At 64.2% G+C, this 20,433-nt stretch carries 23 protein-coding genes and 3 tRNA genes; 12 read left to right on the forward strand and 14 right to left on the reverse strand.

Annotated elements, in window-relative coordinates; translation table 11 throughout:
* The first annotated feature begins 37 nt into the window (after positions 1-37).
* The 4 genes from TNMX_RS00885 (at position 38) to TNMX_RS00900 (ending at position 2,805) form a co-directional block, all read left to right on the forward strand.
* Positions 38-1,036, forward strand: a complete 999-nt coding sequence (locus TNMX_RS00885) for a homoserine dehydrogenase (protein WP_038028504.1) — start codon at positions 38-40, stop codon at positions 1,034-1,036.
* 90 nt (positions 1,037-1,126) lie between these two features.
* Positions 1,127-2,182, forward strand: a complete 1,056-nt coding sequence (gene thrC, locus TNMX_RS00890; protein ID WP_038028507.1) for a threonine synthase — start codon at positions 1,127-1,129, stop codon at positions 2,180-2,182.
* A gap of 12 nt (positions 2,183-2,194) precedes the next feature.
* On the forward strand, positions 2,195-2,509 hold the full coding sequence (locus tag TNMX_RS00895) for a hypothetical protein (RefSeq protein WP_038028510.1): 315 nt from the start codon (positions 2,195-2,197) through the stop codon (positions 2,507-2,509).
* A complete protein-coding gene (locus TNMX_RS00900) occupies positions 2,509-2,805 on the forward strand; it encodes a hypothetical protein (protein WP_015717835.1) in 297 nt (98 codons plus the stop codon). The genes TNMX_RS00895 and TNMX_RS00900 overlap by 1 nt, the downstream gene beginning before the upstream one ends.
* Here TNMX_RS00900 and TNMX_RS00905 read toward each other — a convergent pair.
* Both TNMX_RS00905 and TNMX_RS00910 read right to left on the reverse strand, forming a co-directional pair.
* Positions 2,778-3,116, reverse strand: coding sequence for a hypothetical protein (locus TNMX_RS00905; RefSeq protein ID WP_015717836.1), 339 nt, complete (start codon positions 3,114-3,116; stop codon positions 2,778-2,780). The genes TNMX_RS00900 and TNMX_RS00905 overlap by 28 nt on opposite strands.
* On the reverse strand, positions 3,109-4,542 hold the full coding sequence (locus TNMX_RS00910) for an ATP cone domain-containing protein (protein ID WP_038028513.1): 1,434 nt from the start codon (positions 4,540-4,542) through the stop codon (positions 3,109-3,111). The genes TNMX_RS00905 and TNMX_RS00910 overlap by 8 nt, the downstream gene beginning before the upstream one ends.
* Before the next feature lie 83 nt (positions 4,543-4,625).
* Here TNMX_RS00910 and TNMX_RS00915 point away from each other — a divergent pair.
* Together TNMX_RS00915 and TNMX_RS00920 are read left to right on the forward strand one after the other, a co-directional pair.
* Positions 4,626-4,700: transfer RNA gene (locus TNMX_RS00915), tRNA-Cys, on the forward strand.
* A 6-nt stretch (positions 4,701-4,706) separates the two neighbouring features.
* Positions 4,707-4,783, forward strand: a tRNA-Val gene (locus TNMX_RS00920).
* Between the two features lie 32 nt (positions 4,784-4,815).
* On the opposite strand, the gene TNMX_RS00925 is transcribed toward TNMX_RS00920, so the two are convergent.
* From TNMX_RS00925 to TNMX_RS00965, 9 genes are all read right to left on the reverse strand, one after another.
* The gene (locus tag TNMX_RS00925) at positions 4,816-5,781 is read right to left on the reverse strand and encodes a TIGR00269 family protein (protein ID WP_038028515.1); all 966 of its coding nucleotides are present in this window, start codon (positions 5,779-5,781) and stop codon (positions 4,816-4,818) included.
* On the reverse strand, positions 5,771-5,992 hold the full coding sequence (locus TNMX_RS00930) for a MoaD/ThiS family protein (RefSeq protein WP_015717839.1): 222 nt from the start codon (positions 5,990-5,992) through the stop codon (positions 5,771-5,773). Before TNMX_RS00930 ends, TNMX_RS00925 begins: the two co-directional genes overlap by 11 nt.
* A gap of 4 nt (positions 5,993-5,996) precedes the next feature.
* Positions 5,997-7,124, reverse strand: coding sequence for an acetoin utilization protein AcuC (locus TNMX_RS00935; protein ID WP_038028518.1), 1,128 nt, complete (start codon positions 7,122-7,124; stop codon positions 5,997-5,999).
* Positions 7,118-7,744 (reverse strand): CBS and ACT domain-containing protein, encoded by a 627-nt coding sequence (locus TNMX_RS00940; protein ID WP_038028526.1) that lies wholly within the window; start codon positions 7,742-7,744, stop codon positions 7,118-7,120. Before TNMX_RS00940 ends, TNMX_RS00935 begins: the two co-directional genes overlap by 7 nt.
* Before the next feature lie 48 nt (positions 7,745-7,792).
* On the reverse strand, positions 7,793-8,776 hold the full coding sequence (locus TNMX_RS00945) for an ABC transporter ATP-binding protein (protein ID WP_015717842.1): 984 nt from the start codon (positions 8,774-8,776) through the stop codon (positions 7,793-7,795).
* The gene (locus TNMX_RS00950) at positions 8,773-9,792 is read right to left on the reverse strand and encodes an ABC transporter ATP-binding protein (RefSeq protein WP_038028529.1); all 1,020 of its coding nucleotides are present in this window, start codon (positions 9,790-9,792) and stop codon (positions 8,773-8,775) included. The genes TNMX_RS00945 and TNMX_RS00950 overlap by 4 nt, the downstream gene beginning before the upstream one ends.
* A 72-nt stretch (positions 9,793-9,864) precedes the next feature.
* Positions 9,865-11,223, reverse strand: coding sequence for an ABC transporter permease (locus TNMX_RS00955; protein ID WP_038028531.1), 1,359 nt, complete (start codon positions 11,221-11,223; stop codon positions 9,865-9,867).
* A 9-nt stretch (positions 11,224-11,232) separates the two neighbouring features.
* On the reverse strand, positions 11,233-12,216 hold the full coding sequence (locus TNMX_RS00960; RefSeq protein WP_038028533.1) for an ABC transporter permease: 984 nt from the start codon (positions 12,214-12,216) through the stop codon (positions 11,233-11,235).
* A gap of 55 nt (positions 12,217-12,271) precedes the next feature.
* Complete coding sequence (locus TNMX_RS00965; RefSeq protein ID WP_038028535.1) at positions 12,272-14,023, reverse strand: ABC transporter substrate-binding protein; 1,752 nt, start codon at positions 14,021-14,023, stop codon at positions 12,272-12,274.
* A 131-nt stretch (positions 14,024-14,154) separates the two neighbouring features.
* On the opposite strand from TNMX_RS00965, the gene TNMX_RS00970 reads away from it, so the two are divergent.
* The 4 genes from TNMX_RS00970 (at position 14,155) to TNMX_RS00985 (ending at position 17,985) form a co-directional block, all read left to right on the forward strand.
* A complete protein-coding gene (locus TNMX_RS00970) occupies positions 14,155-15,186 on the forward strand; it encodes a zinc-binding dehydrogenase (RefSeq protein ID WP_038028537.1) in 1,032 nt (343 codons plus the stop codon).
* A gap of 152 nt (positions 15,187-15,338) precedes the next feature.
* Positions 15,339-16,346, forward strand: coding sequence for an NAD(P)/FAD-dependent oxidoreductase (locus TNMX_RS00975; RefSeq protein ID WP_015717848.1), 1,008 nt, complete (start codon positions 15,339-15,341; stop codon positions 16,344-16,346).
* A 67-nt stretch (positions 16,347-16,413) separates the two neighbouring features.
* Entirely contained in the window at positions 16,414-16,962 is a 549-nt protein-coding gene (locus TNMX_RS00980; RefSeq protein ID WP_038028539.1) for an NYN domain-containing protein, read from the forward strand.
* A 3-nt stretch (positions 16,963-16,965) separates the two neighbouring features.
* Entirely contained in the window at positions 16,966-17,985 is a 1,020-nt protein-coding gene (locus tag TNMX_RS00985; RefSeq protein ID WP_038028541.1) for a hypothetical protein, read from the forward strand.
* Here TNMX_RS00985 and TNMX_RS00990 read toward each other — a convergent pair.
* On the reverse strand, positions 17,982-18,506 hold the full coding sequence (locus TNMX_RS00990; protein ID WP_038028543.1) for a DUF402 domain-containing protein: 525 nt from the start codon (positions 18,504-18,506) through the stop codon (positions 17,982-17,984). The genes TNMX_RS00985 and TNMX_RS00990 overlap by 4 nt on opposite strands.
* 72 nt (positions 18,507-18,578) lie before the next feature.
* The gene (locus tag TNMX_RS00995) at positions 18,579-18,770 is read right to left on the reverse strand and encodes a DUF2892 domain-containing protein (RefSeq protein ID WP_015717852.1); all 192 of its coding nucleotides are present in this window, start codon (positions 18,768-18,770) and stop codon (positions 18,579-18,581) included.
* Between the two features lie 84 nt (positions 18,771-18,854).
* Here TNMX_RS00995 and TNMX_RS01000 point away from each other — a divergent pair.
* Together TNMX_RS01000 and TNMX_RS01005 are read left to right on the forward strand one after the other, a co-directional pair.
* A tRNA-Ile gene (locus TNMX_RS01000) sits at positions 18,855-18,931 on the forward strand.
* 82 nt (positions 18,932-19,013) lie between these two features.
* Positions 19,014-19,343 carry a tRNA-binding protein gene (locus tag TNMX_RS01005; RefSeq protein WP_038028546.1) on the forward strand — a complete coding sequence of 110 codons (330 nt, stop codon included), beginning with the start codon at positions 19,014-19,016 and terminating at the stop codon, positions 19,341-19,343.
* On the opposite strand, the gene TNMX_RS01010 is transcribed toward TNMX_RS01005, so the two are convergent.
* On the reverse strand, positions 19,340-20,371 hold the full coding sequence (locus TNMX_RS01010; protein WP_038028548.1) for an SIS domain-containing protein: 1,032 nt from the start codon (positions 20,369-20,371) through the stop codon (positions 19,340-19,342). The genes TNMX_RS01005 and TNMX_RS01010 overlap by 4 nt on opposite strands.
* Positions 20,372-20,433: the final 62 nt, after the last annotated feature.

The raw sequence follows: 20,433 nt of genomic DNA on the forward strand, positions 1-20,433 counted from the left end.
GGGCAAAGGCCGAGGGGAAGCCGGTATAATCCCCGGCATGGAAGAGGTGAAGATCGCCCTCCTGGGCGGAGGCACCGTGGGTAGCGCCTTTTACACCCTGGTCCAGGAGCGCCTCGAGGACTTCCATGCCCTGGGCTTCTCCCCTCGGTTTCTGGGGGTACTGGTGCGGAAAAGGACCAAGCCCAGGCCCATCCCTGACGAACTCCTGCACACCGAACCCATGGACCTCCTGCAGGCGGACGTGGTGGTGGAAGCCATGGGTGGGGTGGAGGCCCCCCTCAGCTTGGTCCGCCCCGCCCTGGAAGCGGGTATCCCCCTCATCACCGCCAACAAGGCCCTTCTGGCGGAGGCCTGGGAGGCCTTGCGCCCCTTCGCTGAGGAAGGGCTGATCTATCACGAGGCCAGCGTCATGGCCGGCACCCCGGCCCTATCCTTTTTGGAAACCCTCAGGGGAAGCCAGCTTGTAGAGCTCCACGGGATCCTGAACGGCACCACCCTCTACATCCTGCAGGAGATGGAAAAGAGGCGGACCTATGAGGAAGCCCTCCTCGAGGCCCAGCGTCTGGGCTACGCCGAGGCGGATCCCACCCTGGACGTGGAGGGCATAGACGCCGCCCACAAGCTCACCCTTTTGGCCAGGCTTCTGGTGGACCCTGCTTTCCCCTTCCCGGAGGTGAAAACCCAGGGCATTACCCGCCTCACCCCGGAAATCCTCCAAACCGCCCAAGCCCAAGGAGAAAAAGTACGCCTGGTGGCAAGCCTCTACGGGGAAGGTGGGCGCTGGCGCGCGGCGGTGGCCCCCAGGCGCCTGCCGCAGGACCACCCTTTAGCCCGGGCCCAGGGCAACATCCTGTGGGTGCGGGCAAGGCCCCTGGGCGAGGTCTTCGTGACGGGACCGGGAGCCGGGGGCGGGGCCACGGCCAGCGGCCTCCTCGCCGACCTCTTTCGCTTCCTCTCCGGCCACCTGGGCCACCTGCCCGCCCCGGCCCCAAAGCCTCCCACGGAAGAGGGAACCCCCTTCCCCGGGGTAGAATAAGGGCGTGCCCTTTCTGGACCTTCTCCACCCCATGAGCAAGGCTTTCCGGAACCCTTGACGGCTTAGCCCCCTAGGGGGAAACATATCCCCATGCGGCTTCCCCTCATCGAACGGTACCGGGCCCACCTTCCCGTGTCTCTCAACACGCCCGTGATCTCCCTTTTGGAGGGCTCCACCCCCTTGATGCCCTTAAAAGGCCCTGAGGAAGCCCAAAGACGGGGCATACGCCTCTATGCCAAGTTCGAGGGGCTGAACCCCACGGGGAGCTTCAAGGACCGGGGCATGACCCTGGCGGTTTCCAAGGCGGTGGAGGAAGGAGCGAAGGCGGTGGCGGCTGCCAGCACGGGAAACACCGCCGCCAGCGCCGCCGCCTACGCCGCCCGTGCGGGGATAAGGGCCATCGTCATCCTACCCGCGGGCTACGTGGCCCTGGGCAAGGTGGCCCAGAGCCTGGTCCATGGGGCGCGGATTATCCAAATCGAAGGCAACTTCGACCAGGCCTTGGCCCTTACCAAGGCCCTCACCGAAGCCTATCCCGTGGCCCTGGTGAACTCCTTGAACCCCTACCGCCTGGAAGGCCAGAAGACCCTGGCCTTCGAGGTGGTGGACGAGCTGGGGGATGCCCCCCACTATCACGCCCTGCCCGTGGGCAACGCCGGTAACATCACCGCCCACTGGATGGGCTACAAGGAATACCACGCCTTGGGCAAGGCGAGCCGCCTCCCCCGGATGCTGGGCTTCCAGGCGGCGGGCGCCGCTCCCTTGGTCCTGGGGCGGCCCGTGGAGAAGCCGGAAACCCTGGCCACCGCCATCCGCATCGGCAACCCGGCCAGCTGGCAAGGAGCCATGCGGGCCAAGGAGGAATCCGGCGGGACGATAGAGGCAGTGACAGACGAGGAAATCCTCCTCGCCTACCGCTACCTGGCCCAGGAGGAAGGAATCTTCTGCGAGCCCGCCTCCGCCGCCGCCATGGCCGGGGTGTGGAAGCTCCTCAGGGAGGATCGGTTGGATCCGGGAAGCACCGTGGTCCTCACCCTCACGGGCCACGGCCTCAAGGACCCGGCCACCGCGGAAAAGGTGGCCGAGCTTCTACCCCCGGTGCCAGCGAACCTCGAGGCGGTAGCCGAGGCCGCGGGGCTATTGTGATAAGCTTGGGCCATGTCCGAGGCCAAGAGCACCCCCAAAAAGCCCAAGGAACCCTTCCCCGGAGCCTACTACCTGGCAGGGGCCATCACCATCGCCCTCATGCTTTTCTTTATGGTCCTGGGAGCCACCCTTCCCCCCGGGATAGCGGGGTTTCTGGTGGCCTTCGTCCTGGGCCTCACCGTAAACCCCAAGTATGTCCCCTTCTTTCTCGTGGCGGGGGTCTTCTCCGCGGTCATGGGCTTTTTGGGGCAGGAGCCCCAGGTGGCCTGGGGCGGGGTGGCCCTGGCCCTTTCCCAGGTGCTGGTCAAACGCTTTAACTGGACCTGATGAACCCTAACCGTCTATCCCAAAGCCTGGCCCTCCTGGGTGTGGCCGCCTACGCCTACTTCCTCTTCCTGCGCCCCAACCAGGAGGGAATGGCCCTGGCCGTGGGCCTCTTCGTGGGCACCATGGGCGTCGCCTATGGGGAGAAGCCCTTTCTTGTGCCCTTCTTTGTGGGGCTTTTCGCCTTGCTCTTCCTCCTTCAGCTCCTCTTCGGCCACCCCATCCCCTTCCTCACAGGGGGTGCCCTGGGGGTAGGCCTTCCCTATCTGGTCTACCGCTTGCGCAAGCCCGCCAGGTAGAGGAGGGCTCCAAGGAGCATCCCCTCTCCCAGGGCCGGCAGGTAAAGGAAGAGTTCCCGGACGTCCAAGCGCAGGTAGAGGAGGAGGGGCCAAGGGGTGAGGGCCCAGGCCAATCCCGGCCTGCCGTACCCTGCCGCCAGGAAGATTCCTGCACCCAGGCCCCTCAGGTAGGCCAGCCACCCCGAGCCCAGCTCGTTTTGATACACAAACCAGATGAGATTGACCCAGACCCCCAAGGCCCAGAGGGGAAGGCGGTTCTGCCAGCGAAAGGCCACGAAGAGGAGGAGCAAAAACCCGAGCACCTCAAGCACGGGCCACCTCCCGGGAGCCATGGGCCTCCAGGTAGGCCACCAGGACCTCCAAGGCCTTCTCCACTGCCTCATCCAGATCCTCGCCAGGGATAACGGGAATCCCCTCCTCCTGGGCCCAGCGGAGGAGGTGCTCCTGGATGAGGCGGATCTCGGCGAAGTGGGTGAGGTATTTCTCCTGCGGCCGGGCGTGGGCCGTCTCCCGGTCCCTAAGGAGAAAGCGGTCCCGGTGAAGCTTCTCGTCCTGAAGCACCACCAGCATGGGTACAGTGAGGACCCGCTCCCGGTAAGGATGGTCCAGGTAACGGGGGACCACGTGAACCCCTTCCAGAACGATGGAGGTCCCCTCGAGGGCGCTTCGCTCCTGAATAGCCCGCAAACCCACCGCCACTCGGGCCACCTGGTCCAAAAAGCCCCGCATCACCCGCACCTCATGGCTTTCCTCCCCGCTCAGGTCCAGCAGAAGGGCTCTCCAGGCCTCAAAGGTGGAAAGGTGTAAGGTGGGAAGGAGGTCCTGGGAAAGGGAGGCCCGGAAGACCTCCCGCACGGCATCGGAGGGAACGATGTGGGTGATGCCCAAGCGGTAGGCCAGGGCCGAGGCCAGCACGCTCTTCCCCACCCCGGTTACCCCACCGATGAGGATGTGCACCGGGCGGGCGCTTCGCCTCAGGCTTCTAAGGAGCAGGTACCGCCTGGCCACCTCCTCCCCCGCCTCCTTTAGAAGGGCCTGGTACACCCTTTCCCGAAGCTCATTCCGCCGGATCACCCTCCGCCCCTCCTGGCGCAGGGCCTTTTCCATCTCCCGGGCCAGCCGGTACGCCCGCTCAGGGGAGAACCCAATGCCCATCAGGGACTGGGCCAGAATACCTTTGGAGAAAGGCATCCGGGGTTCGCCGCTTTCCTCCTCCACGAAAAGCTCCCCGGCGAAGGCCTGGCGCTGGAGGTAGCGCCTGCGAGCCCCCTTCCCCAGGGCCCGGCCCACCACCTGGGCCACCATCTCCTCCAGGCGGCGGGCGGAGATCTGCCTGACCCCTTCTTGCCTGAGATGCCCTTCCACTTCCTTGGCCAGGTCGTGGGCTTCCTTCAAGGAAAAACCCGCCTCCTCGAGGCTCCTCGCCAGAAGCCCTTTGGAAAAGGGACGGCGCTTCCTCCCCTGGAGCACCAGGATCTCCTCAAAGGGAAGGGTCTGCCTGGAAAGCCTATCCGCCACCTCCTCCCCCAGGGCCCGGGCCACCTCCTCCAGGAAGACCTTGCGCAGGACCTTGGGGGGCACGGCCAGCTGCCCTTCCGCCTTGAGCCGCTCCTCCACGGTGTGGGCCACGGCTTGGGCGGCCTCGAGGGGCACCCCCAAGGGCAGAAGGGCCTCCACCAAAAGCCCTTTGGAAAGAGGCCACCGGCCTCGCCTTAAGCGCACAAAGACCTCAGCCACTCTCTGGCATCATAGCATCTTCCCTTCAGGAAGGGGCTTTCTTGACAGCCTTTTTCCCAGCGTGCTATCCTGACTTACGGCTTGGCGCCGTAGCCAAGTGGTAAGGCAGAGGTCTGCAAAACCTCCATTCGCCGGTTCGAATCCGGCCGGCGCCTCCAAAGCATGGGCGCGTAGCTCAGGTGGCCAGAGCACTACCTTGACACGGTAGGGGTCGGTGGTTCAAGTCCACTCGCGCCCACCAAGAACCCCCGGGGCTGGCCCCGGGGGATTTTCTCATCCCAGGCGCGCCACCGGCGCCACGGGGTGGAACTCGGCCTCCTCCGGGAGAAGGCGCCGCTTCTTGGCCCGGCGGTACACCGCATCCCACATGCGGCAGAAGGAACACACCGCCCCCGTGGTGGGGTAGCCGCAGCGCTCGCACTCCCGCAGCTGCACCTCCTCGGCCGCCTGCAAACGAGGCTGGATCCTATCCAGAAACCCCTCCAGGAAGCGCAGCTTGGCCCCGGGCATCTCCCGCTCCACCAGGTTTAGGGCCTCCTTGTAAAGGAGGCTCTTGGCCCCCTTGGCGTTGGGGCACTCCTCGTGCAGGTAGCGGATCCCCCTTAGGAGGGTGTAGGAGAGGACCTCCCGCTCGCTGAAGCGGAAGAAGGGCTTGACCCGGGCGGCCAGGCCCGGCTTTTCGGGAAGTACCGGCCCCTGGCGGACCAGGGCGTCCTCCTGGGGGTTCATGAGGTTGCCGAAGAGGACCGCCGCCTCGTCGTCCAGGTTGTGGCCGGTGGCCACCACCCTAAAGCCCCCCTCCATCGCCACCTGGTTGATGATGTACCGCTTGGAAAGGCCGCAGGCGGAACAGGCCACGCGCCCCGAAAGCTCCGCCAGCTCCGGAACGCCAAAGCCATAGGCCTGGCGCAGGTCCACCACCCAAAGCTCGAGGCCCCGGTCCTGGGCAAAGCTTTGCGTAACCTCAAGGCTCCTTTCCGAGTAAGCCCCGATTCCGAGCTGCAGGTGAAGCCCCACCGCCTCATAGCCGAGCCGCCAAAGCACATCCCAAAGGGCCAGGGAATCCTTACCCCCGGAAACCGCCACCAAAACCCGCTCGCCCGGTTGAAGCATCCTGTGGCGGCGGATGGCCCGCTCGGTTTCCTTGACAAACCACTCCAGGTAGTGCGCCTTGCACAGGGAAAAGCCCCTGCCCCGAAGCTCCACCTGGGCCTTCTCGCCGCAAACCTTACACACCATGGCCGCTTTCACCCCACCCCCCGGAGATGGCGGAGAGGACCTCGAGGGTCTCCCCTTCCCCCACCCTCTCGTCCAGGGTGAGGAGCTCCTCCCCCCGGATCACCACCACCGTTTCCGGGTTCAAGCCCAGCTCCAGGAGGATCTCCTTTAGGGGCCTATCCCCTTTTACCTCCACCTCCTTGCGCTCGGGAAGGCGCAACACCAGCTTCATCCCGCTAGTGTACCAGGTGGGGGCGCACCAACTCCGTGAGCCTTTCCAGGGTAAGGCGGTTCCGCTTCTCTATCTCCTGCCTCCTGGGAATCTCCGGGTAAGGCGCCTCGGGATCGTGCAGGGTGGGGGTAAGGGGTTTGCCAAGCCTTGCCTCCCACTCTCGAAGCCACCCCTCCGGCAGGCGCTCGGGAAGAGGAAGGCCATGGAAGACGAGGTAGAGAAGGGCCCAGACCCGCACGGTGGCGTCCAGGCTGTACCCACCCCCCAGGGTGATAAGCACCTTCCCCCCCGCATAGGCCGCAGCGTACTCCAGGATGAGGGGAAAGATGCGGGCATAGGCCCGGGTGGTGAGGAGAAGGTCGGCCAGGGGGTCCAAGAAGTGGGCATCGGCCCCTGCCTGCACCACCAGCACATCCGGGCGGAAGGCCCCAAGAGCCCAGGGCACCAGGGCCTCAAAGACCTCCAGGTAGCTTTCGTCCTCGGTGAAGGGCTCCAGGGGCAGGTTGAGCTTCCTCCCCACCCCCTCTCCCCGCCCGATCTCGTGCACGTGGCCCGTTCCGGGGAAAAGGTACCGCCCCGACTCGTGGAAGCTCAGGGTCAGGATCCCCTCCTCCTCGTAGTGGATCCATTGCACTCCATCCCCATGGTGGACGTCTATATCCAAGTAGGCCACGCGAAGCCCAGCGCGGGTCAGGTGGCGGATGGCCACGGATAGATCGTTGTACACGCAAAAGCCGCTGGAGCGGTCGTACTGGGCGTGATGTAGACCCCCGCCCAGCTGGAGCACCCGCTTCTCCCCCGCCAGGATCCGCCGGGCTCCCTCCAGGGTGCCCCCCACCAGGATCCTGGCCGCCCGGTCCATGCCGGGAAAGACCGGGGTGTCCCCCGTGCCCAAGCCGTAATGCTCCAAATCGGGCACCCCCTCCCCCCGGCTTGCCGCCTCCACCCGCTTCACCAAGCGCTCGGAATGCACGGAAAGCACGTCCTCCCGGGTGGCCTCTCCTGGAACCAGGGGTTCACGCCATACCCCCAGGGCTTGAAGAAGGGAGGTGAGCATCTCCAGGCGCACCGGGCTGAAGGGGTGGCTAGGACCGAAGTTGTACAGGCGGTACTCGTCCCGGTAGATCACCATGGCTTCTTGGGGGGCCAGAGCACCTCAAACCCCTCCTGGCGTAGCCCCTCCGCAAGAAGGTGGGTTTCCAGGGTATTCACCCGCACCACCGCCCGCACCCTATCCCCATCCTCTGGATACGAGAGGAGGGAGTGGATGTTGATCCCCCGGCCCGCCAAAAACCCCGTGAGCCGGGCCAGTTCCCCCACGCGGTCGGGAAGGCGCACCTCGAGGCGGCCCGAGGGCTCCGTAACCCCGGTGAGCTTAAGGAGCGCGTCCAGAAGGTCAATCCCCGTGACGATCCCCACCAAAGCGCCATCCTCCAGCACGGGCAGGCAGCCGATCTTCCTTTCCCGCATCACCCGGGCGGCCTCTTCCACGGGATCCAGAGGGTGGGCGGTGACTACCTCCTGGGTCATCACCTCCGCCACGCGGGCGCACCCAGGGCAAGGCCCCTTGGGGTTTAGGTGGCTGGTGGCCAGGCGGATATCCCGGTCGGTGATGATCCCCACCAGCCTTCCCTCCTCCATCACCGGCAGGTGACGGATGCCCTTCTCCAAAAGGAGGTGGTAGGCCTCCTCGAGGGTCACCCCGGGCCCCACCGTGATCACGGGGAAGCGCATCACGTCCTGGACCAACATGAAAAAAGTATACCCCGGCGGGATCCGCCGGGGCCTTCTCCCTAAAACCTACAAGATGTCGTCCCGGATGCAGGCCTTATAGTGGCCGGGGGCCACCTCCTTAAGCTCCGGCACCACCTGAGCGCACTCGGGGAGGGCGTAGCGGCAGCGGGTACGGAACACGCATCCGGAAGGGGGATTGATGGGCGAGGGAATATCCCCCTGGAGCACGATCCTCTCCCGCTTCACCGTGGGGTCGGGGATGGGCACCGCCGAGAGCAGGGCCTCGGTGTAGGGGTGCTTGGGATTGCGGTAAAGCTCCTTCGAGGAGGCAACCTCCATCACCTTGCCCAGGTACATCACCGCCACCCGGTCGGAGATGTACTCCACCACCGCCAGGTCGTGGGCGATGAAGAGGAGGGTCAGGCCCAGCTCCTCCTTAAGGTCCTGGAGAAGGTTCACCACCTGGGCCTGGATGGATACATCCAAAGCGGAAACCGGCTCGTCCGCCACGATGAAGTCCGGGGCCACCGCAAGGGCGCGGGCGATGCCGATCCTTTGCCTCTGGCCGCCCGAGAACTCATGGGGGTAGCGGCGCATGTGGTCCGGGGAAAGCCCCACCAGCTTAAGAAGCTCCGCCACCCTTTCCGTGCGTTCCTGGGGCGTCTTGCCGATCCCGTGGATGATGAGGGGCTCGGCGATGATGTCCCCCACGGTCATGCGGGGGTTCAAGGAGCTGAAGGGATCCTGGAAGATGATCTGCATCCGGCGGCGGTAGGGGCGGAGTTTGTCCTTGGGCAGGTCCGTGATGTCCTGTCCGTCGAAGAGGATGCGCCCCCCCGTGGGCTCGATGAGGCGGAGCAGGGTCCGGCCCACCGTGGTCTTGCCGCTTCCCGACTCCCCCACCAGGCCCAGGACCTCCCCCTTCTTGATGGCAAAGGAAACCCCGTCCACCGCCTTGACGCTTCCCACCACCCGGGAGAGGATCCCGCCGCGGATGGGGAAGTGCTTCTTCAGGTCCCGGATTTCCAGGAGGACATGGTTGCCGTTCATGCCCGCACCTCCCGGATCTCCCGCCAGCGCACGCACCGCACCTGGCGGCCGTCACCCGTGTCCTCCAGGGGTGGCACCTCCCGGTCGCAAAGGCCTTCCACGTAGTGCTTGCACCGGGGGTGGAAGGCGCATCCCGGGGGCAGGTACAAGGGGTTGGGCATATTGCCGGGGATGGCCTCGAGGCGCTCCCTCCGCTCCGCCGCCAGGTCCAGCCGGGGCACGGAGTGCAGAAGCCCCCGGGTGTAGGGGTGCAGGGGCTCTTTGAAAAGGGGCACCACGTCCGCCTCCTCCACCACCCGCCCCGCATACATCACCACCACCCGGTCCGCCATCTCCGCCACCACCCCCAGGTTGTGGGTGATGAAGAGGATGCTCATGCCGATCTCCTCCTGGAGCTTCTTCATGAGCTCGAGGATCTGGGCCTGGATGGTCACGTCCAAAGCCGTGGTGGGCTCGTCGGCGATGAGGAGGGAGGGATTGCAGGAAAGGGCCATGGCGATCATCACCCTTTGCCGCATTCCCCCGGACATCTGATGGGGGTAGTTGGCAAGCCGCTTCTTGGGCTCGGGAATCCCCACCAGGTCCAGCATGTGGGCCGCAAGCTCCATGGCTTCCCTGCGGCTTTTCCCCTGGTGGAGCATGATGGCCTCGGCGATCTGGTCCCCCACCGTGTACACGGGGTTTAAGGAGGTCATGGGCTCCTGGAAGATCATGGCGATGTCGTTGCCCCTGATCCTCCGCATCTCCGCCTCGGACAGCTTGGTCAGGTCCCGGAGCTCCCCGTCCTTGCCGCGGAAGAGGATCTCCCCGGCCACGATCCTACCCGGAGGCGTGGGAATGAGCCGCATGATAGAGAGTGCCGTCACGCTCTTCCCGGAACCCGACTCCCCCACCACCGCCAGGGTTTCCCCTTTGTCCACATGGAAGGAAACCCCGTCCACCGCCTTCACCACTCCGTCATCGGTGAAGAAGTGGACTTTAAGGTCTCTCACCTCCAGTAACCGCTTTTCATCCATGCGTACTCCTTTGAGCACCGCCGTCTAAACACCTCATCCGTTATACGCCATACCGGGTCAAAAGAGAAGGGCCTACTGCCTCCGCCTGGGATCCAAGGCATCCCGCAGGCCATCGCCCAGGAAGTTCCAGGACAGCACGGAAAGGAAGATGAAGAACCCGGGCCACAGCACCCAGGGCCGGTCGGTGAAGGAGGCAAACCCCCCCTGCTGGGCCGCCTGCAGGAGAAGCCCCCAGCTGGTGTAGGGCTCCGTGACCCCAAGCCCCAGGAAGGAAAGCCCGCTTTCCCCCAGGATGAAGCCGGGTATGGTCAGGGAGAGGCTCACGATCACATAGCTGGCAGTGGCAGGCAGGATGTGGCGGGCGATGATGCGCCCATCCGAAGCCCCCAAGGCCCTGGCCGCCTGCACGTAGTCCATCTCCCGCACGGAGAGGACGATCCCCCGCACCACCCGGGCCAATCCCCCCCAGCCGATGAAGCCCAAAAGCCCCACCACCAGGTAAAAGGTGATGAGCGGATCAATGTTGGTGGGAAACACCGCCCGCAAGGAGATGAGGAGGAAAAGGCTGGGAATGGCGGCGATGATCTCCACGGTGCGCATGATGAGGTCGTCAGGATCGAGCTTCAAAGGCTCCCGGAAAACCTTCCAAAGGATAAGAAGGGCTCCCCCAAAACCCAGGAGCAGGACGACCCCATCCACCGCCAGGGAAAAGACACCCTTGCCAGGGCTGAGCCGCACAAAGGACCAGGCCAAGAAAAGAACGCCAGCGGCCACTGCCAGCCAGAGAAGAAGGCCCACAAGCCCCAGCACCCCGCTCCAGCCGCGCCAGGCTCGAGGGGGGAGGGAAAGGGCAAAGGGCCGCCCCGAAAAGTAGCCGGCGATGCCCCCCAGCAAGAGCCCCAGGGCGAAGGACACCAAAGCGGAAAGGATACCGATGGTAAGGGATACCTGCCCCCCGTAGACGATCCGGCTGAAGAGGTCCCGGCCAAAGTTATCCGTACCCATAAGGAAGATGCGCCCCGGGGGATCCACCCCAATGAGCCTTAGGTCGGAGCGGAACACCTTGAAGACGGTGTAGGGCTGGTCGGGGGTTCGCACGAAAAAGCGCAGGTAGAACTTGCCCTGGGATGGATCCTCCTCGTAACGGGGCTGGAGGGTTACCGGATCAATGCTGCGTTTGGTGGCGTAGACAAAAGGCCGACTGAGCCTTCCCGTTTCGGGGTCCACAAAGTGGATTCGGGTGGGCGGGTGGTTCCCCTTGGGGGGATAGAGCTCATAGTAGTTGGGATCGTAGGGGCTGAAAAACCCGGCGAAGGCGGCCATCAGGTAAAGCACCAGAAGAATGCGCCCGCCCCAGACCGCCAGGCGGTGCTTGCGAAACTGGCGCAAAACCAGCTGGGTGCGGGTGGTAGAAGACGAAAGGCGTTCCACAGATCACCCCTATTCGTAGCGGATCCTGGGGTCCACCCAGGCCAGGAGGAGATCGGAGATGAGGTTGCCGATCATCAAGAGGACCAGGCTCACCGTGAGAAAACCGGCGATCACGTAAAGGTCCTGGTTGGCGATGGCGTCCAGGAAAAAGGGGGTAATACCCGGCCAGGCCATAACCACCTCCACGAACCCCGCTCCCGAGATCAGGCTGGGAAGAAGCCCGCCCAAGGTGGCCACAAAGGGAATCACCGCGTTGCGAAAGGCATGCTTGTACAGGACCACCCGCTCGGCCAAGCCCTTGGCCCGGGCCGTGCGGATATAGTCCTGGGAGAGGACCTCCAGCATCTGTCCCCGCATGAGGCGGGAAAGCCCGGCGATATCGTTGGCGGTGGCCACCAGCACAGGCACCACCGCATGCCAGGCGATGTCCAGGATCTGGCGCAAGGGCGGCATCTGCTCAAAGCCGCTGCTGGTCATGCCGGAAACCGGAAAGATAAGGGTACCCGTGCGGAACTTGATCTGGAGAAGCACGTAGATGGCGATGAGCGCCAGGAAAAAGCTGGGCACGGAAAGCCCGATATACGCCAGAAAGGAAAGGATCCTGTCCCCCAAGGAGTACTGGCGCACCGCCCCGTAGACCCCGATGGGAATGGCCACCAGGTACAGAAGAAGGGTGGAGGGGATGACGATTACCATGGAGTTCACCACTCGAGGCCAGATCACCTCCAGGACCGGTGCCTGGAAGGCGAAGGAGTAGCCCAGGTTGAGGTGGAGGAGGTTATTCATCCAGAGGAGGTACTGCTCGTAGATGGGGCGATCCAGGCCGAACTGGGCCCTAAGGCGGGCGATGGTCTCCGGGGTTACCTTGGGATCCAGCTCCAGCTGGGTCAGGTAATCCCCCGGGGCCAGCTGGATGATGAGGAAGGCCAGGAAGGTAGCCCCGAAGAAGGTGGGGATCAGGTACAGGATTCGGCGAAGGATGTATGCGGTCATGGCTTCCCAAAGTATCCCCGGGGCCGATAGACCCCGGGGATACTCTACAGCTAGCTCACTTCTTGATGAAGGTCAGCTCCAGCTCCCGCTGGCCCCAGATGCTGCTGATGATGGCATCGGGGTGCTCCCCACCCAGACGGTTGTTCCAGGCGGGGTGGTAGTTGGGCCCGGCAATGTAGATCACGGGAAGGAGCTGGGCCTCAATCTCCTGCATGCGGTAGCCGATCTCCACCCGCTTCTTGAAGTCCAGCTCGGTGCGGCCACGGGAGTAAAGGGCATCCAGCTGGGTTTCCCTGGGGTCCAGGCACTGGCCGGACTTGTTCCACATGTGCAGGTTGCCCTTGCAGGGCACCACGTTGGAGCCAAAGGGCCAGTCTAGGCTCCCGCCGGAGAGGCCGATGATGATGGCGTCAAAGGGCCGGTCGGGGCCGGAGGAGAGAAGCTGCCCCACCAGGGTGTTGAAGTCAATGGCCTGGAAGTTGACCTTAACCCCCACCTTCTTGGCCTCGTCCACAATGAGCTTGGCGATCTGCTCCCGCTGATTGTTTCCGGCATTGGTGGAAAGGTTAAACTCCAATCTTCTGCCTTTGGAGTCCACCAGGTAACCCTCCCGGTCCTTCTTGGTAAAGCCCAGCTCCGCCAGGAGTTTGGCCGCCTGCTTAAGGTTGTACTCGTACTTGGGCACCTTGGGGTTCACCCACTGGGTGAGCACGGGGTAGACGCTGGTGTACATGGGGGTGCCCAGGCCCCCGTAGACGATGTCAATCACCGCCTGGCGGTTCACGATGTGGCTCATGGCCCGGCGGAACTTGTCGGAGCGGAAGAGGCTTTGCTTGAAGGGATCCGAGGCCTTGTTCCAGTTGAAGACCATGAACTGGCTGCTGGCCTCCGGGGAAGCGTTCACCTTGATGGTGGCGTCCAGGCGGCCCTGCTGGATGGCCTGGCGGATCTGAGAGATGTGGTCCACGGTGGGGGGGGCCATGAGGTCGATGTTCCCCGCCAGGAACTCCGCCACCTGGGCGTTCACGTCCTTGACGATCTTAATCTCATATCGGTCCAGGTAGGGCAGGGGATTCCCCGCCTCGTCCTTGTTCCACTCCCCGAAGGCGGGGTTGCGCTTCAGGACCAGGCGCTCACCCGGGCGGTAGCTTTCGATGAGCCAGGGCCCGCCGGAAACAATGTTATTCGGCTTCTCGTTCAGGGTCCACATCTTCTTGATGCCCTCGGCCCCTTCCTTCTGGTAGACGGGGCCGAAGACGTGGGCGGGCCAGGGCGCAAAGCTGGCCACGGCGAAGGCCTGGGCGTCGGTCTTGGGGTAGATGAAGCGGATGGTGTAGTCGTCAATCTTGCGCAGGGTGATAGGCTTGCCGTCGATAAAGAAGGAGTCGTAGCTGTTGGACCCCACCGCCTTATCCGTGTGGATGCGCCAGGTCATGATCCAGTCGTCGGCGGTGATGGGCTTGCCATCGGACCACTTCATGCCCCTCCGGATCTTGAAGGTGATCTCCAGCTTGTTGGGGCTGATGGTCCAGGACTCAGCCATGTAGGGAATCCAGTCCCCGGTGGTAGGGTCCCGCCTAACCAAGCCCCTACCTCCGGAGATGATGGCAGGAACGTTCCCCGTCTCTGCGGCGATAAAGGGGTTAAAGGTCCGGTAGTCGGAGATAACCGCTGCCCGCAGCGTACCGCCCCTCTTGACCTCAGAGGGCTTGGCCACCGTCCACTTCTGGGGCCAGACAAAAGTCTGGGCACTGGCCACACCTGCCAGGGCCATGGCCCCCACCAATACCGCTAAGACTTTCCTCATAGCGTTTACCTCCTCCCCTTCCTTACGCTGATCAGGGTACCCGGTTTCTCTGAACCCTGTCAAGGATGCTACCCCTTTAGCTTGACCCCGTTGCCAGCACGTGGAAAAATCTCCTCCATAAGGAGGTGGTGATGAAAGCAGTGGTCATGGAGGCTCGAGGGGGCCCAGAGGTCTTAAAGGTGGCCGAGGTGCCCACCCCTGAACCCGGTCCCAAGGAAGTAAGGATCCGCGTCAAAGCCGCAGCCCTCAACCACCTGGACATCTGGGTCCGCAAGGGGGTGGCCAGCCCCAAGCTCCCCCTACCCCACATCCTGGGCGCAGATGCCTCCGGGGTGGTGGACGCAGTGGGGCCTGGGGTAACGGGCTTTGTCCCTGGGGACGAGGTGGTGGTCAACCCCGGCCTTTCCTGTGACCACTGCGAGCGGTGCCTGGCGGGGGAAGATAACCTCTGCCCCAAATACGAGATACTGGGCGAGCACCGCTTTGGAGCTTACGCCGAGTACCTGGTGGTACCCGAGGCAAACCTCCTCAAGAAGCCACCAAACCTTTCCTTTGAAGAGGCCGCTGCCATCCCCCTGACCTTCCTCACCGCCTGGCAGATGGTGGTGGACAAACTCCAGGTGCGGCCTGGCGAGGATGTTCTGGTCATGGCGGCGGGTAGTGGGGTGAGTGTGGCCGCCATTCAGATCGCCAAGCTCTTCGGGGCCCGGATCATCGCCACCGCAGGCTCGGAGGAAAAGCTCAGGAAAGCCAAGGAGCTGGGAGCCGATGAAACCGTGAACTACACCCACCCCGACTGGCCCAAGGAGGTGCGCCGCCTAACCGGCGGGAAAGGTGCCGACAAGGTGGTGGACCACACGGGGGCCCTTTACTTTGAAGGGGTGATCCGGGCCACGGCCAATGGGGGCAGGATTGCCATCGCCGGGGCTTCCTCGGGATACGAGGGCACCCTTCCCTTCGCCCACGTGTTCTTCCGGCAACTTTCCATCCTGGGCTCCACCATGGGCTCCAAAAGCCGCCTTTTCCCCATCCTGCGCTTTGTGGAACAGGGAAGGCTAAAGCCCGTGGTGGGGCAGGTGCTTCCCTTGGAGGAGGCTGCGGAGGGACACCGCCTCCTGGAGGAGCGGCGCGTCTTTGGAAAAGTGGTGCTACGGGTGGACTAGTCTTCTCCAGGCGGGAGAAAGATCCCACCTCCATAGTAAGCTGGCGGACCATAGGGCGAAGATTATGGGATGGGGTCAAGACCTTTGTCCCTAACCGGAAGCCGCCGCCCATAGGGTTTCCTTAAGGGTAGAATGCAGGGCGAGGTGAGGCCATGGAGCACACCGACGTGATCATCATTGGTGCAGGCCCCGCTGGGCTTTTTGCGGGTTTTTACGTGGGCATGCGGGGGCTTTCCTTCCGCTTCATCGACCCCTTGCCCGAGCCAGGGGGACAGCTTTCCGCTTTGTATCCGGAGAAATACATCTACGACGTGGCGGGCTTTCCCAAGGTGTACGCCAAGGACCTAGTGAAGGGCTTGGTGGAGCAGGTGGCTCCCTTCAACCCCATTTACAGCCTGGGGGAGCGGGCGGAAACCCTGGAGAGAGAAGGGGACCACTTCAAGGTGACCACCTCCTCCGGGAACACCTACACCGCAAAGGCGGTAATCATTGCCGCCGGAGTGGGTGCCTTTGAGCCCAGGCGCCTGGGTGCCCCGGGGGAAAAGGAGCTGGAGGGCAAGGGCGTTTACTATGCGGTGAAGACCAAGGCCGAGTTCCAGGGCAAGCGGGTCCTCATCGTGGGAGGTGGGGATAGCGCCGTGGACTGGGCCCTGAACCTTCTGGGCACCGCTAAGGAGATCACCCTGATCCACAGGAGACCCCAGTTCCGGGCCCACGAGGCCAGCGTGAAGGAGCTTTTCAAAGCCCATGAGGAAGGGCGCCTTACCGTGCTCACCCCCTACGAGGTCCGGCGGATAGAAGGGGATACCCAGGTGCGCAAGGCGGTGATCTTCCACAACGGAACCCAGGAGGAAAAGGAGCTGGAGGTGGACGCTGTGCTGATCCTGGCGGGCTACCTCACCAAGCTGGGGCCCCTGGCCAACTGGGGGCTGGAGCTGGAAAAGAACAAGATCAAGGTGGACACCACCATGGCCACCAGCATCCCCGGGGTCTACGCCTGCGGCGACATCGTCACCTACCCGGGGAAGCTTCCCCTAATCGTGCTGGGTTTCGGCGAAGCCGCCATCGCCGCCAACCACGCCGCCGCCTACGCCAACCCCGCCCTCAAGGTGAACCCCGGGCACTCCTCGGAAAAGGCCGAGGAGAAAGCACCGGCCTGAGATTCCTCTCCGCTACTCACGGGCCCCGAGTAGCCCGGGGCCTGGCTTTGTCCTAAGATGGGAGCATATGCGGGTTGCCCTTTTCATTGACGGATCCTACATGTACCTTGCCACCAAGCGCCTGGGCTGGAACGTGGACCACCGGCGGGTCCTCACCCAGTTCGCCACCCCGGAGCAGCTCTACAACGCCTTCTACTACGTGCCCATCACCGATCCCGAGGACGAGCGTCAGCAGCGCTTCATAGATGCCCTGGTCTTTATGGGCTACACGGTCCGGAGCCGCTTGGTCCGGGGAGAAGCCCGGTTTGAGGCCATGATGGCCACGGACCTCCTCACCACCGCCCCCCGCTGGGACCGGGCCATCGTGGCCAGCGGTTCGGGAGAACTGGCCCACACCTTCAGCGCCCTAAGGGCCATGGGGAAGGAAATCCACCTCCTTGGCGTGCACGAGCTGGCGGACCTCGAGCTCCGCAACCAGGCGGACCGCTTCCTGAACCTCCCCGAGTGGCGGGAGGTGCTGGAGAGAACCCTGGGGGGCCGCCGCACCTACGCGGGCTACCCCGTGGAGGCCACGGTGGAGGTGCCCCCCGCCCCGGTGGAAGACACCCAGTCCTGATCTATGCCCCCGGGCCCCTGGCTGGTGCTGCTGGCAGCGGGCCTTTTCTACCTGGCCCTTCCCATCCCCCCTACCCTACCCCCCTCCCCAAGCCTCAGGGACCTTCTCCCCTACCCAAGGGAAGAGCGGGAGGCTTGGGTGAGCCTCCACCTGAGCTTGAAGGCCAGCCTGCACCTGCTTTTAGGGGAGAAAGCGGCCCGGGCCTACGACCGCCTGCTCCGCCTCGAGCTCAAAAACCAGCGCTCCGGCAAGCGCGCCGCATACCCCGAAGCCAAAAGCGCCCTCCTGGCGGCCAAGCGCTGGGTGGAGGCCATCGGCCAGGCCCAGCGGAGCCAGAAGGTGGACCTCGAGGGCCTGCCCACCGCCCCCCACCACGTACTTCCCTACGCCCGGGAGATCCGCGCCGCCGCCTCCGCCCTCGGCATTCCTTATGGGGTGCTGGCCGCCATTGTGGATAACGAGCAGTACGGGGGAGACAAGGCCTTGGGGCTTTCCCGGGGGGTGCGGGAAGCGGCGGACGGCTTAGCCCAAGGTCTGGCCGAGGTCCAAGGCCACGCCCCCTTGAGCCGCACCCTGGGCCTGGCCCAGATGAGCTGGGAGGATGCCCTCAAGCAACAGGACCGCCTGCGACTCTTCGGGGCCTGGGATCCAGCAAGACCCTTCCCCAAGACCGAGACCGAGGCCAGGAAGGCCCTCGAGGATCCCTACCTCAACCTCCTCTTCACCGCAAGCCGGCTTAGAGGCTACTTCAACGCCCTCCTCGGCCTCCCCCCACGGGATACCCGCCTTCTGGATGACCCCTGGCTCTACTACCTGGGCCCCGCCTGGCACAACTACCCCTTGCGGGCCCAGAACCTGGAAACCTGGGAGGATAGCTTCCACGGCTTTTTCAAAGGCCTCCTCTACCAGGTGGTCCTGGAAGGACGCTGGCACCTCGAGGGGCGCATCCTTATTCCCGTTAAAGCCTGGGGGTCTGGAGCACAGGATCCCGCTCCCTCTTCCCTCCCCACCCTCACGCCCTAGATCCGTTCCATCCAGGGAAGGGGCTCCCCGGGAGGCAGCACCGGCCACCTTCCCTGCCGCATGTGGTGAAGGATGGCCTCCACCGCCTTTTCCGCCTCCTCCACCCAAAGCCCGGGGTAAAGGGAGCGCTTGGCCCAAAACTCCTCCCGGTCGAAGACCTGGCAGGTATGGTCGGCCTGGCAGCGCACGTCCAGCTCGAGGTCGTACTGGCGAAAACCCCTTCCCGTCCACTCCGCCGGGGTTTGCACGTTCCAGTAATACTCCAGCACCCGGCCCTCCCTCACATCCGGTCCCCCGGAGTACCAGGCCCCAGGGAAAAAGGCCACATAGGCATCGTGGTCCAGCACCACCGCCTTCCCCTTGGCCACGTGGTGAAAGGTCCCGCCCTGTGGCAAAAGGGTCAGGACGCCTTCAGGTCTCACCTCCACCACCCGGGCTTCCCAGAAGTAGTGGAGCACATCTCCGGGAAACTTCCAAAACTCCACCCGGACATGATCCCCAGGGACAAGCGGCCAATCCATATCCCCACCGGCCCGGCCTTCAGCCAGACAACGCCCCAGCTCACCTGGGGTCCAGGGCCCGGCAAAGCCGGTCTACTTCTTGGTGCTGATGCCCAGGACCTTATAGAGGGCGCAGAAGCCGGTGACCGCCGTGAAGAGGAGGACCACCCCCACGATCCCCAGGATCCAGTTCCAGGGGGATGCCGACTGGAAAGCGAAGTAGAAGAGGACCAGGGCCAGGATAAAGCGAATCACCCTATCGGTGGTGCTCTCGTTTACCGTCATGGCTCACCTCCTCCTTTAGTGTATACATAGCGGGCGGGACGTTTGGCCTTAGTCCTCCCTTGTGCTAAAATAAGCCCTTGGCATGGGCCGTTAGCTCAATCGGTCAGAGCGGCCGGCTCATAACCGGTTGGTTGCAGGTTCAAGTCCTGCACGGCCCACCAGCGCCCTATCTGTAAAAGTCCCGCCTCCTGAAGAGGCGGGAAACGTGTTTGTACCAGCCCCTTCCTCTGGCAGAATCTAGCCATGGAGGCCCTGCAAGCCTTTCAAATCCTGGATCTGCGCATCGGCCGCATCTTGAAGGCCGAACCCCACGAGAAAGCCCGCAAACCCAGCTACAAGCTCTGGATCGACCTCGGGCCCTTAGGGGTCAAACAGAGTTCCGCCCAGATCACCGAGCTTTACCGCCCCGAGGACCTGGTGGGCCGCCTGGTGGTGTGCGCGGTGAACCTGGGAACCCGCTCCATCGCAGGCTTTCCCTCCGAGGTGCTGGTCCTGGGGGCTAAGGATGCCGAGGGCCGGGTGGTCCTCCTCACCGTGGAGCGGGAGGTACCCCTGGGGGAAAGGGTCTTCTAGCGGGTCCGGGTCACCTTGGTGAGGTGCCGGGGCCGGTCCGGATCCAGGCCCCGGGCCCGGGACAGAGCCTCCGCCTTGGGATAGAAGGCCTGGGCCAGGAAAAGAGGGGTGATCTCGGGCTCGGAGGCCACGGGAAGCGCCAGGGGAGAATCCGCCAGGGCCAAGGCATCGGGTTCCGGGGAGAGAACGAGAAGATGAGCCCCTTTCGCCTTTAACCCCTCGAGGGTGGAAAGCAGGGCCTCCAAGGCCTCATCCTTTTGCACCAAGGCCAGCACCGGAAAGCCAGCCTCCAAAAGGGCCTGGGGACCGTGGAGGAACTCCGCCGCCGAAAACCCCTCCGCATGAAGCCCCGCCACCTCCTTCAGCTTCAAGGCCGCCTCGAGGGCCACGGGGTACGTGAACCCCCGCCCCAGGACGAAAAGGTTTTCCGCATCTTCCAGGTAATCCAGCTCCCCCGAGGCCTCCAAGGCCCGGTGCAAGGCCTCGGGTAAGGCGGGAAGGACCTGGCGCAGGCGGCTTTCCTCCACCAGCTGGGCCAGGAGGTGGAGGGTGGCGGCCAGCATGGCGAGGAAGCTCTTGGTGGCGGCCACCGCCTTCTCCTCCCCGGCATGGAGGGGAAGGACCACCTCCGCCATCCGGGCAAGAGGGCTCTCCTCCCGGTTCACCAGGGCCACGGTGAGGGCTCCCTGGGAGCGGTAGGCGCTTACCACCTCCAAAAGGTCGGGGCTTTCCCCGCTTTGGCTAAAGGCGAGAAGAAGGGAGGGAAAAGGCACCCTGGGCCTAGCCCGGTAAAGGGTGAGGACGGAAGGGGCCAAGGAGAGAACCGGCCACTCCAATCGGGCCTCGAGGAGGTACTTGGCAAAAAGGGCCGCGTGGTCGGAACTCCCCCGGGCCACGGTAAGGGTGAGGGCCGGGGGGCGCTTCCTCAGGAAGCGGGCCAAGCTCCTCACCTCGCCCTCGTTCTCCCTAAGGAGGCGCTCTATGACCTTGGGGGCTTCCTCCGCCTCGGTACGCATCCAAGAGGCCATAGGTTCACTATAGGGCACGGGAAGCCCCCTCCTGCCACCTGGTCCTTCCCAGAAGGTAGTGG

Origin of the sequence: Thermus sp. NMX2.A1, from assembly GCF_000511705.1 — a bacterium.
GTDB classification, from domain to species: domain Bacteria; phylum Deinococcota; class Deinococci; order Deinococcales; family Thermaceae; genus Thermus; species Thermus scotoductus.